The 12,703-nt window shown below is 38.1% G+C and carries 11 protein-coding genes; 2 read left to right on the forward strand and 9 right to left on the reverse strand.

Going from position 1 to position 12,703, the window contains the following annotated elements; translation table 11 throughout:
* Positions 1 to 284: 284 nt before the first annotated feature.
* The 4 genes from JEP71_RS11325 to acs form a co-directional block, all read right to left on the reverse strand.
* Positions 285 to 1,865 carry a phosphoethanolamine transferase gene (locus JEP71_RS11325; protein ID WP_198626250.1) on the reverse strand — a complete coding sequence of 527 codons (1,581 nt, stop codon included), beginning with the start codon at positions 1,863 to 1,865 and terminating at the stop codon, positions 285 to 287.
* A 434-nt stretch (positions 1,866 to 2,299) separates the two neighbouring features.
* Positions 2,300 to 3,955, reverse strand: a complete 1,656-nt coding sequence (locus JEP71_RS11330) for a cation acetate symporter (RefSeq protein WP_196533866.1) — start codon at positions 3,953 to 3,955, stop codon at positions 2,300 to 2,302.
* On the reverse strand, positions 3,952 to 4,263 hold the full coding sequence (locus JEP71_RS11335; protein WP_196533867.1) for a DUF485 domain-containing protein: 312 nt from the start codon (positions 4,261 to 4,263) through the stop codon (positions 3,952 to 3,954). Before JEP71_RS11335 ends, JEP71_RS11330 begins: the two co-directional genes overlap by 4 nt.
* A 158-nt stretch (positions 4,264 to 4,421) precedes the next feature.
* Complete coding sequence (gene acs, locus JEP71_RS11340) at positions 4,422 to 6,380, reverse strand: acetate--CoA ligase (protein ID WP_198626251.1); 1,959 nt, start codon at positions 6,378 to 6,380, stop codon at positions 4,422 to 4,424.
* A gap of 372 nt (positions 6,381 to 6,752) precedes the next feature.
* Between acs and sodA the strand changes: the two genes are divergently transcribed.
* Together sodA and yiiM are read left to right on the forward strand one after the other, a co-directional pair.
* Positions 6,753 to 7,376, forward strand: coding sequence for a superoxide dismutase [Mn] (gene sodA / locus JEP71_RS11345; RefSeq protein ID WP_198626252.1), 624 nt, complete (start codon positions 6,753 to 6,755; stop codon positions 7,374 to 7,376).
* 115 nt (positions 7,377 to 7,491) lie between these two features.
* Positions 7,492 to 8,166: a 6-hydroxyaminopurine reductase gene (gene yiiM / locus JEP71_RS11350; RefSeq protein ID WP_198626253.1), complete on the forward strand. Its 675-nt coding sequence runs from the start codon at positions 7,492 to 7,494 to the stop codon at positions 8,164 to 8,166.
* Between the two features lie 110 nt (positions 8,167 to 8,276).
* Here the strand turns inward: yiiM and trpS are convergent, their stop codons facing one another.
* From trpS to JEP71_RS11375, 5 genes are all read right to left on the reverse strand, one after another.
* Positions 8,277 to 9,305: a tryptophan--tRNA ligase gene (gene trpS, locus JEP71_RS11355; protein WP_196533871.1), complete on the reverse strand. Its 1,029-nt coding sequence runs from the start codon at positions 9,303 to 9,305 to the stop codon at positions 8,277 to 8,279.
* A gap of 21 nt (positions 9,306 to 9,326) precedes the next feature.
* Entirely contained in the window at positions 9,327 to 10,016 is a 690-nt protein-coding gene (locus JEP71_RS11360; protein WP_198620164.1) for a phosphoglycolate phosphatase, read from the reverse strand.
* Entirely contained in the window at positions 10,016 to 10,687 is a 672-nt protein-coding gene (rpe, locus tag JEP71_RS11365) for a ribulose-phosphate 3-epimerase (protein ID WP_109374158.1), read from the reverse strand. The genes JEP71_RS11360 and rpe overlap by 1 nt, the downstream gene beginning before the upstream one ends.
* Before the next feature lie 44 nt (positions 10,688 to 10,731).
* On the reverse strand, positions 10,732 to 11,547 hold the full coding sequence (dam, locus tag JEP71_RS11370) for an adenine-specific DNA-methyltransferase (protein ID WP_160230824.1): 816 nt from the start codon (positions 11,545 to 11,547) through the stop codon (positions 10,732 to 10,734).
* 82 nt (positions 11,548 to 11,629) lie between these two features.
* Positions 11,630 to 12,571 carry an SPOR domain-containing protein gene (locus JEP71_RS11375; RefSeq protein WP_109374160.1) on the reverse strand — a complete coding sequence of 314 codons (942 nt, stop codon included), beginning with the start codon at positions 12,569 to 12,571 and terminating at the stop codon, positions 11,630 to 11,632.
* Positions 12,572 to 12,703: the final 132 nt, after the last annotated feature.

The following is a 12,703-nucleotide window of genomic DNA, read 5'->3' on the forward strand; positions in this document are numbered from 1 at the left end:
TTAAAAAGATCACAGTTTATATGTTAGTCGTTAATTAGAAACTATGGTTACATTCCTCAATAAAATAGCCAATCTTCATGCCGTTAAACACTATTTATGGCAACTCATTAGTAAAATGATCCCCGTATCAAGCATCTAATATCACATTAATTTAATGCCTAGTGTTCTGATCTTTTATTTCTTGTTATCTCTGATGGATCTTATTAAAAGCAGATGGTGTAAATGTAAAAATACACTCTTTATTACTGAGTCTATTTTTATTTAGATATCTTTTAATGAGAATGTTATTGAGGCTCCTGCTCTTCTGAACGCAGTAAATCATAGTTTAAGATATTTTTATTACCATCAATAACAGTGATTGGTGATTTAGGCTGATAGCACTCATTTAATGGTGAGTGACACTGTTGAGGGGAGTTATGTTCTATTCCAAGCCAACTACTTAGTAGCCAATAGTTATTTACTGTTGAATAAGGCTTATTCAATGCATCATTATTGATAGTAGGTTTAATAGATGATGGGCTATACCAAATAAACAAAGGGATATCATAAGCTTCTTTTCGTGGCGTATTTACACCATGATGATAACGAACCTCTCTATTTTTATCGAGACGCTGTAAAGCGTGATCTGCAAAGTAGAGAATAGAAGCTGGTTTATCTTTGACTCTCTCGATGATGTTATTAATTAATTTATCTGTATAAGCGATAGAGCTGTCATAGCAGTTATCATCATCTTCTTGCGTGAATTTCTTTAAATACTGACTTGGAAATCGATTACAGGCTGGCTCATGGCTACCATATGTATGTAAGATGATTAGTTTTTTCTCTTCAGATGGCTCATTGAGAGCTCTGTCTAAATAAGGAAGCAACTCTTCATCATAACCGATAAATTCATTCCACTTTTTATTTTGAGCCATATTAGCAATGACAGAAATAACACTAGTTTTCTGATTACCTTCACCTTGATTACTTAACCAATATGTTTTAAACCCAGCATGATTGGCAAGAGAAACAATATTATCAGCGTAATGACTTTTATCTTGTAACTGTTCCAATCCTATATTTGAGAGTGAAATTGGTACAGAAAGAATAGTTACTGGTGCAGGAGAATAAACTTGATTGAATAGGATAAGATTACTCTTTTCTTTCATTAGATTAGGTGTTGTATCGTACTGATAGCCATAAATTCCTAGATGATCTCTGCGAACGGACTCTCCAAGAATAAGGATATAAATTTCTGTATTATCATTATGTTTATTATATTGAAACTCAACTTTTTGAGAGGCAATTCTTCTAATTTGGCGATTTTCATGGAAGGTTCGGACAAGTGCTGCTGCATTATAAAAAGGTGTGTTCAGAAGGGTATATTCTGCAAGTAATTTACTGTTGTCATCGTTTTTCAATGCTAAGATTTTATAAATTGGAATGATGGCTATTAATATAACAAAAGCAGTCACACTTTTTTTTGTCGTTTTTAGATCAGATACTTGAGCTGCTTTATGGATGAAAAAATAGTAAATGGCAAAAGCACATAGGTAAAATAAGACATAATACTTATTATAAGAGAGCATACCGACAGTTTCGCTGCCATTGGTATTAATAAAAGTTTCAGCAATGGATGATGAAAAAGCAATATCGTGTTCACGATAGAAAAATAGAGAAATAGACAGGTTTAAAGACCATAGCGCACTAGTAATAAAGGTTATTATTTTTCCAAAAACAGAACGATAAATGCCACTACATATCAGTATAAGTAGCCAACCAATAAGAACAATATAGATTTGTTCTATATGCAGTGTTGAACCACCCAATATTGCAGGTGCCATAGATAAGAAAAATAAAAGTGCGTAATGAGTTAATTGAGACATAATCTATTTAAAAACTACCACCTCTTTTTATACAGAATAAAAAGTTAACCATTTACTTTTTGACAATACAAGCCTTGTTTGGCTGAAGTGTGTCTGAAATTGATATTACTATGTTTCTTCCTCACTATTTTGAGCTATTTGGCTTTATTAATAAGCCTTGTAGAAAATAAGTTATGTTTCTTTTTATTTGTAATTAATTGATTTCAATTTAATTTGTTTTTATTTTTATAACAGTAGAATAACTAATAATAAGTTATTTAAATAATCGTATAGATATGTAGTTAAAGCTTAAAAGTATTCTAAATAAGTAAATAATAGAAATAGGATCAAGATTTTTATGATAATGGATAAAAATCATTGAAAATGAATAACCCCAAAGTTGAAATTCACTTTGGGGTTATTTTTATTTAGAAAGATAACATTATTTCAGACTGTTAGTGCTGTTTACCTTGTTCAATACCTAAGCCAATTTGAGAACGAATAAACTGTGCTTGGAATTTTGCTTTTTCTTGCTCACCTAAAGATGATTTATCAGTAACAGAGAAAAGCCATGAGACAACAAAAGCAATGATTATTGAGAATAATGCTGGATATTCATAAGGATAGATGGGTTTTTCATGACCTAAAATACTTACCCAAATTGTTGGCCCTAAGATCATCAACGTGACAGCAACTAATAAACCAGACCATCCTCCTGCGACTGCACCTCGTGTTGTCAGCCCTTTCCAATACATTGATAACAATATGATTGGGAAGTTACAGCTTGCTGCAATTGAGAAAGCTAGCCCCACCATAAAGGCAATATTTTGTTTTTCAAATAAAATACCTAAACCGATAGCGACGATACCTAAGATAACCACAGTAATTTTGGATACTTTTAGCTCTTGTCTTTCATCTGCGTGACCATTTTTAATTACATTCGCGTAGAGATCATGTGATACCGCAGATGCGCCCGCTAAAGTTAGTCCTGCAACAACGGCTAAAATAGTAGCGAAGGCAACGGCTGAAATGAAGCCTAAGAAGAAGTTACCGCCAACGGCATCCGCCAAGTGAACAGCCGCCATATTGGTTCCACCAATCAAAGCGCCAGCGGCATCTTTGAACATAGGATTAGGGCTAACGAGTAAGATAGCGCCGAAACCAATGATAAAAGTAAGAATATAGAAATAACCGATAAAACCTGTTGCATAGAAAACACTCTTACGGGCTTCTTTTGCATCGCTAACAGTAAAGAAGCGCATGATGATATGAGGAAGTCCCGCCGTACCAAACATTAGTGCAAGACCTAAAGAGAGAGCAGATATAGGATCAGAAACCAATCCACCAGGACTCATGATAGAGAACCCTTTTGAGTGAACACTAACGGCTTCTTTAAATAAGGTATTGAAATTAAAATCGACAGCTTTCATCACCATAACAGCCATAAAACTTGCACCTGCAAGTAATAAAATAGCTTTAATGATTTGAACCCAAGTGGTGGCTAACATGCCTCCAAATAAAACATATAGCACCATTAGAATACCGACGAGCACAACGGCAATATGGTAGTTTAAGCCGAAAAGGAGTTCGATTAATTTACCGGCACCAACCATTTGTGCAATCAGATAAAGAGCGACAACAACCAGTGATCCAATAGCGGAGAGTGTTCTCACTGGTTTAGGGCTTAAGCGATAGGAGACAACATCAGCAAAGGTATAGCGTCCTAAATTACGTAAGCGTTCAGCAATGATAAAAAGAATGATAGGCCAACCAATCAGAAATCCAATTGAATAAATAAGTCCATCATAACCCGAGGTATAAACCAGTGCGGAGATCCCTAAAAAGGATGCGGCAGACATAAAATCACCGGCGATTGCCATTCCGTTTTGGAAGCCAGTAATTTTCCCTCCGGCAGTATAGTAATCAGCACGAGAGCGGGTACGTTTAGAAGCCCAATAAGTGATGTAAAGTGTTAATCCTACAAATATTAGGAACATGATGATGGCCTGAATATTCATAGGTTGTTTCTCACCTCCTTCAGTTATTGCGGCAGCGTAAGCAACCGTTGAGGAGAGGAAAAATAAGCTTATTGCATAAAGTAACTTTCTCATTTTTCTACCTCTTCAATAATTTCAGCGGTAAGTTTGTCGAACTCTGTATTGGCTTTAATAACGTAAACGCCCGTTAATAAAAATGAGGCGATGATTAAACCCATACCAATAGGAATACCTCGTGTAATGTAGCTGCCCTCATATAATGGTGTACCTAACCATTGTGGATAGAACGCAATAAGTAAGATAAATGAGACGTACATAACGAGCGTAATAATTGAAAGTGTCCATGAAAAACGACTACGTTTATTAACCAGTTCTTTAAAGCGAGGGTTGTTTTCTATCTCTTGATAAATATTGGAATTCATCAGAGTTCTCCTCTATATAATTGTTTGGTTTATCACTTGATTTAGAGGCTTAAATCCCCCGCATTCCATGATTTTCAGGTAAGAGAGCCCTGCAAAGGCATTTTCATGCCTTTGCTTTGTCGTATTACGTTTTTTGAATGACAGTTATTTGTTGTGTATTAAGCAGTGAGTGATAGAGACTGTTTTTCTTCTAACAGTTTCTCTACAACACCCGGATCAGCGAGTGTTGAGGTATCCCCGAGGTTAGTTGTGTCTCCAGAGGCAATTTTACGCAAGATACGGCGCATAATTTTCCCTGATCGTGTTTTAGGTAAGGAATCTGTCCAATGTAGGATATCTGGTGTGGCTATTGGCCCAATTTCTTTACGTACCCAGTTGCGAACTTCTGTATAAAGTTCAGGAGTTGGCTCTTCACCGTGATTTAAAGTGACATAAGCATAAATAGCTTGTCCTTTAATATTATGAGGAATACCAACTACTGCGGCTTCTGCAATCTTAGGATGTGCAACAAGAGCGGATTCAATCTCTGCTGTTCCTAAACGATGACCTGAAATATTCAAGACATCATCAACACGCCCTGTTATCCAATAGTCACCATCCTCATCTCGGCGAGCGCCGTCACCAGAGAAATACATCCCTTTAAAGGTTGAAAAATAAGTTTGCTCAAAACGATCGTGATCACCAAAAAGAGTTCTTGCTTGACCCGGCCAAGAATCAGTAATCACTAAGTTTCCTTCGCAAGCCCCTTGCTGTACTTCGCCCATATTATCGACAATTGCAGGCTGAATACCGAAGAAAGGGCGTGTTGCTGAGCCTGGTTTTAGATCCATTGCACCCGGTAATGGTGTTATCATGAAACCACCAGTTTCTGTTTGCCACCATGTATCAACGATAGGACATTGGCTACGTCCCATTTTCTGATAGAACCATTCCCATGCTTCTGGATTAATGGGTTCACCTACGGAGCCTAGAATGCGCAGAGAGGTGCGTTGAGTACCTTCAATCGCTTTATCGCCTTCAGCCATTAATGCACGGATTGCAGTCGGTGCTGTATATAAGATATTGATTTGGTGTTTATCAACAATTTGAGCCATGCGGTTAACAGATGGGTAATTAGGGACACCTTCAAACATAACAGTAGTCGCACCATTTGACAGAGGGCCATACAGTAAGTAGCTATGTCCTGTTACCCAACCCACGTCAGCAGTACACCAATAAATATCACCTTCATGATAATCAAAGGTGTATTTGAAGGTCATTGAAGCATAAACGAGATAACCTCCCGTTGTGTGCAGTACACCTTTGGGTTTGCCTGTTGAACCTGATGTATACAGAATAAAGAGAGGATCTTCTGCATCCATTACTTCAACATCACACTCAGAGCTGACACCTTGGGTGATTTCATCCCACCAAACATCGCGTCCTTCAATCCATTGTTCGGTATGTCCTGTTCGACGAAATACTACTACATGATTAATAGGGGGGATATCAGCGTGATTTAAAGCATCATCAACATTTTTCTTTAAAGGAATAGCGCGACCTGCACGTAATCCTTCATCAGCTGTAATTACTAATTTAGCTTTTGAGTCAATGATCCTACCTGCGACAGCTTCAGGAGAGAAACCACCAAAAATAACAGAATGGATAGCACCAATACGAGTACAAGCGAGCATAGCGACTGCCGCTTCTGGCACCATCGGCATATAAATCGCCACAACATCGCCTTTTTTAATACCTAAATTTTTTAATACATTAGCGAATTGGCAAACATCTTGGTGGAGTTGTCTGTAAGTGATTTTTTTCGACTCATTAGGTGAGTCGCCTTCCCAAATAATGGCGGTTTGATCACCTCGTGTTTTAAGGTGGCGATCAAGACAGTTTTGACTGATATTTAGCTGACCATCTTCAAACCAGCGAATGCGTACATGGCCTGGGTCAAAAGAAGTATTCTTTACCACAGTATATGGTTTTATCCAGTCAATGATTTTCCCTTTATCTGCCCAAAAGGCCTCAGGGTTTTTAATGGATAATTCATAATCTTTTTGGTATTGCTCTTTATTGATCAGGGCGTGTTCTGCAATGCTTGCAGGAATATGATGTTGGTTTATTTTTGTCATAATAGTTCTCCTCACTATTGTTAATACTATGTCAAAAAGTCGTTAACAAAAGAGGGTAAATAAAGATTGTTTCTTTTTTGCGCAGAAGATCACGAATTAATGGAAATGCTTTTCATGGAATGTTCAATTAGTGCTAAAGCTAGCAGGGCATTATTTATCTACTATTTTCTTGTTTAATAGGATCATCGTTTAATAGAATGCTTTTAAATTAAAATAATATACTGTGAAAATTAATTTAACCGTGCTGGATAAAAAAACCACAAAAATAATATGGATATGATAATGATTTTCATTAACGTTTTTTTCACTATAATGAAATGAAAAGATAAATCACATGATGTGATCCAAGATAAAACAGCACTGGAGATTAATATGAGCTATACATTACCTGCACTGCCTTATGCTTATGATGCATTAGAGCCTCACTTTGATGAGCGTACAATGGAAATTCACCATACTAAGCATCATCAAACTTATGTGAATAATACCAATACAGCATTAGAAAAATTACCTGAGCTTGCTGGCTTGGAGATTGATGAATTAGTTAAAAATCTTCATAAAGTGCCTGCTGATCAACGTACTTTTTTACGTAATAACGCTGGTGGTCACTCTAACCACTCATTATTCTGGAAAGGTTTGAAGCTAGGTACTCAATTACAAGGTTCACTAAAAGATGCGATTGAGTGCGATTTTGGTAGCGTTGATGCCTTTAAAGAGTTATTTGAAAAAGCGGCTGCGAGCCGTTTTGGTTCAGGTTGGGCTTGGCTGGTATTAAAAGACGATGGCAAACTTGCGGTAGTTTCTACTGCAAACCAAGATAGCCCATTAATGGGTGAAGAGTTAGCTGGCGCATCAGGTTACCCAATTGTAGGGTTAGATGTGTGGGAACATGCTTACTACTTGAAATATCAAAATCGCCGCCCTGATTATATTAAAGCGTTCTGGTCCGTCGTTAACTGGGACGAAGCGCAAAAACGTTTTCAGAGCAAAGCATAATTGAGTAGATAACATCCTTTCTTTTTTATATTTTCAATGCCGACATTTGTCGGCATTGTTTCTTTTGAACACTATCTTTACTATGAGTTATTCTTTTCTGTTTAGGTAGTGAGCTATGCGTTATTTTCCTAGTGTTTTTATCGGTAATATCACAACAACATCTAATGGATTTACCAGTGCGATCACCAAAAGGCTGGTGGATGGCACTATCAAATTGACATCACTAGGATTAGAAGGTGATGAGCAAGCAGAAAAGTGTTTTCACGGTGGTTCTGATCGCGCCCTTTGTCACTATCCTAACGAACATTATCTTTATTGGGCTGAGCAATTCCCTCAATTGATGGATTTTTTTCATGCTCCCGCATTTGGTGAAAATATCTCAACAACAGGCATGACGGAAGAGAATGTTTTTATTGGGGATATTTATCAATGGGGAACTGCATTAATTCAAGTGACTCAACCTCGCTCTCCTTGCTACAAACTTAACACAGTGACAGAAGTCAGTAACTTTTCGCAAATTATGCAAGATAGTGGTTATTGTGGTTGGTTATATCGTGTTGTGAGTGCAGGAGAAACAGGCAGTCATCATCCTCTTGTGTTGGTTTCAAGAAACAGTGATGTCTCTGTTAAAGAAGCTATTTCTATTGCTTTTCATATGCCTTTTGATGAAGAGCTTTATCATCGTTTATTAAGTGCGGCAGGATTATCAGCGAGTTGGAGTAAAACCATGCAGCTAAGACTGCAAAATCAAACTATTGAAAGCTTTGATAGACGGCTGTTTAAGAGATAAATAGTTATCTAATTGATAATTAATGGTATTAAAACACCTCCCTAAACATGAACTGCACCCCAAAAGTTGGACACCAACTTTGGGGTGTTTTTTTATGTATTAACGAAAAATTACGGATGTGCGATAAACCCAATCGCATCATAAACCTTGTCTAAGGTTGCTTGAGCACGAGTTTTGGCTTTATCAGCACCTTCTTTCATGATTTTATTAAGCAATGCTTCATCATTACGGAATGTGTTAAAACGTTCTTGAATGTTGGTTAGCATTTCAGATACCGCATCAGCGACAGCACCTTTTAGATGACCGTACATTTGACCTTCAAATTCAGCTTCTAATTCAGGAATAGTTTTACCTGTAACACCCGCTAAGATATCGAGTAAGTTAGACACACCTGCTTTATTTTCAAGATCGTAAATAACACGAGGTGGTTCTTCAGAATCTGTCATTGCGCGTTTAATTTTCTTGGCTGCTGCTTTTGGATCTTCAAGCAATGCGATAACGTTATTACGGTTATCATCAGACTTGGACATTTTCTTGGTCGGATCTTGCAGAGCCATAACACGAGCACCGCCTTTTGGAATAAAAGGATCGGGTACGGTGAAGATATCGCCATAAATAGCGTTAAAGCGCTGAGCAATATCACGGCTTAATTCAAGATGTTGTTTTTGGTCGATACCAACAGGGACTTGATTTGTTTGATAAATCAGAATATCTGCCGCCATTAATACAGGATAATCGAATAACCCTGCATTGATATTTTCAGAGTGACGCGCTGATTTATCTTTAAATTGAGTCATTCGGCTCAATTCACCAAAATAGGTATAGCAGTTAAGTGCCCAGCTTAATTGTGCATGTTGTGGAACATGTGACTGAACAAAAATAGTGCTTTTTTCTGGATCAATACCGCAAGCAAGATAAAGAGCCAGCGTATCTAAGGTTCTTTTTCTAAGTTCTTTTGGATCTTGACGAACTGTAATGGCGTGTTGGTCAACGATACAGTAAATGCAATCATAGTCATCTTGCATTTGTACCCATTGACGTAATGCACCCATGTAGTTACCAATAGTGAGTTCACCAGAAGGTTGTGCACCACTGAATACAATTGGCTTTTGTGCCGTTTTTTCTACTGAAGTCGTCATCTTAATTCTGTTCCACAGTTGTCATTGCGTGATGTCGAGGATTGATAGCAAGTCAGCAAAATTATCGAGTGTATAATCAGGTTTGCTGTCTGCAATAGAGACGCCATAGTTATAGCCATAGGTTAAACCTACGCAAGGGCACTCGGCCGCTTGTGCTGCAATAATATCGTTGCGAGAATCCCCAACAAAAAGGAGTTCTTCCTTTTTAACACCAAATGTACCCATTGTTAAATATAATGGTGCTGGATGTGGTTTTTTTTCTTTGACATCATCTCCCCCTAGTACTAAGGAAAAATATTTATCAATTTTCAGTTGCTGTAATAGTGGTGCAATAAAAGGTGAAGGCTTATTGGTAACGATACCTAATGGAATGTTATGTGAAGCTAATACTTCAAGCGTTTCTTTGACGTGTGGGAATAAATCACTGCCTGTTTTGACCGATGTTGCATAATGTTCATCAAAAAGGTCACGCATCTCTTTTAATAAGGTTTCTGTGACATCTTCTACGCCAGCGTTATGTAAAGCGCGCGTAAGTAGCATATCAACGCCATTACCCACCCAAATTGTGACATTATGTTTACCAGCAGGTGCAAAACCTTTTGATGTTAATGCGTAATCTGTTGCTTCTGTTAGTCCAACAGCGCTGTCAGTGAGTGTGCCATCAAGATCAAAGGCGATAGCACGAATGCCTTTGAGTTTTTTGTCTATCATTACGATACCTTTTCTAATTCACGACGCATATTGTCAATAACATGCTTATAATCTGGTTGATTGAAAATAGCTGAGCCAGCAACGAACATATCTGCACCTGCTTGGGCAATTTCAGCGATATTATCGACTTTAACACCACCATCAATTTCTAAACGAATGTCATAACCACCATCATCGATCATTTTACGAACTTGGCGTAATTTATCGAGGGTGTTAGGAATAAATGATTGACCACCAAAGCCTGGGTTAACAGACATCAGCAGAATAAGATCTAATTTATCCATTACATAATCAAGATAATTTAATGGGGTTGCTGGGTTAAGCACTAAGCCTGCTTTACAACCACAATCTTTTATTAGTTGAATTGTACGGTCAACGTGGTCACTGGCTTCAGCGTGAAATGAGATATATGTTGCGCCAGCTTCTGCAAAATCAGGAATGATGCGATCAACGGGTTTAACCATTAGGTGAACATCAATGGGCGCTGTAATACCGTAGTTGCGCAGAGCCTTACAAATTGGCGCACCAAACGTTAGGTTCGGTACATAGTGGTTATCCATAACATCAAAGTGGACAACATCTGCGCCAGCTGCGAGCACTTTTTCAGTGTCTTCGCCAAGGCGAGCAAAATCAGCGGATAAAATAGAAGGGGCAATCAGAAAATCTTTCATCGCATTCTCCAGACAACACTCCCATTGTCGGGAGGTGTTAACGATTATTTATATAAGGCAAGTAATTCGTTCACTTTGCTACGACCAAGTGTGTTGCTACTGATTGTTCTTCTGACTTTCACACTGTGTAGCTCTTTTGCGTCTACATACCACTCTTTTGTTAACGCAGTCTCATGATTTGATATTAACACGGGTATCTGTCTCTCGTAAGCCAGCATTGAGGCAAGTTGAGCCAGGTGTTCCTGCTCTTGAAAACTAAAGCTATTTGTATGGTATGACGTAAAATTTGCAGTCGGTGATAACGGTGCATAAGGAGGATCGCAATAAACAACGGCGCCTTTTTTTGCATTTGTCATCGTTGATGAATAGCTTTGGCAAACAAATTCGGCTTTTTGTGCTTTTTCAGAAAACCAAATTAGCTCTGCTTCAGGAAAATAAGGTTTTTTATAACGACCAAAAGGGACATTGTATTCACCTTTTGAATTATAACGACACAGCCCATTGTAGCAATGACGGTTAAGATAGAGAAATAACACACTACGCTGATAAGCGTCCGTTGAACGATTAAATTCTTGTCGTAGTTGATAAAACTCTTCTGCGATATTCATTTGAGGGGTAAATAATAAGCGAGCATCCTTCATAAATTTTTCAGGATGTTGCTTTACCGTATTATAGAGATGAATTAGATCACTATTTATATCGGCAAGAATATATGAATCGTATTCTGTATTTAAAAAAACAGAACCGGCACCCATAAAAGGTTCAATTAAACAATTACCCTCAGGCAGATGACGTTTAATGTCATCTACCAAAGGATATTTACCACCAGCCCATTTTAGGAATGCGCGTTTTTTTTTCATGCCGTCCAAATTTCTCAATCGTTTCAGAGTCGCCGATTGTACTCTGTTTCAGACAGCATATCAGCGGTGAACTTCGTCTTAATTATTTTTTTAGATCCTGATGAACATGTTTCATCGGTCTAACCCAAGGTTGTTTGGCTTGTACTGGCGCAGGTAAAGAAGAAACAGCCTGCTTGGCTTCACTTATATTACGATAATTTCCATAGATGAGTACATACCATGGATTACCATTACGCTGCGTTTTGTAAATAGTGTAGTTTCCATTGAGGTTCTTTTTAGCGAAAGCCTCTAAGGTATCTTGGCGACTTGCACCACTTAATTGCAAAGTATAGTTAGTAGCAGGGATAGTGCTTAAATTACTTGCTGATAATGAGCCTGAAACAACAGGTTTAGTCGTTGCAGGTTTAGGTTGCGTTGTTGCTGGTGGTGTTACTGGTTTTGTCGGTGGTGTTTTTACTTCAGCCGGTTTTTGTACGGGTTGCACTGGTTTAGTTGCAGGTGGTTGCGTGACAGGCTGCACGGGTTGTGGCTGTTGCGCATTTAATTGCTGCTGATTAGTGGCTTGATTAATACCTGCTTGTTGTTGATTTAAAGAATCAACGATATCTCCAGGGATCTCAACACGTTGACCTTGCGAATCAATCATTGGAGGTAAATTTTGTGAAGGTGGTGTTGCAGGCTGTATCTCTTGCCCAGAAATAGATTGAGGTGTCGATGGCTGACCATTTTCTGAAGGCGTAACGGATGACGGTTGTTGAGATAGGTCGATATTTCTTTCCGTATTGGTCGAAGGTGCAGGTTCAGTTGTTTCTGGTGATTTTAATGCTGAACTTATTGCGATAATTAGCAGAATAAGGACTAAAACACCTGCACCAATCATCATCTGTTGACGGGATACAGAGAATCGTGCGTTTTTTAATGGATTGTTACGAGGTCGGTTGGTTCGACGTTCAGGTCTATCCGAAGTATCAGGTTTGAGTGAATTATCACCCTTGGTTTCATTATCAGGTTTGAACTCGTCCATTATGCCCTCCGTCAGAGCGTCAAAAAGCGAAAAATATTCTATTCAGCCTTAGCCATTACCTCATAGTATAAGGATGAAACGCTTTTTCTGAAACGTTGCATTTGACAATATTAACCAGAATTTTCCTTAAAT

This window comes from Proteus sp. PR00224 (genome assembly GCF_016238105.1).
Lineage (GTDB): Bacteria > Pseudomonadota > Gammaproteobacteria > Enterobacterales > Enterobacteriaceae > Proteus.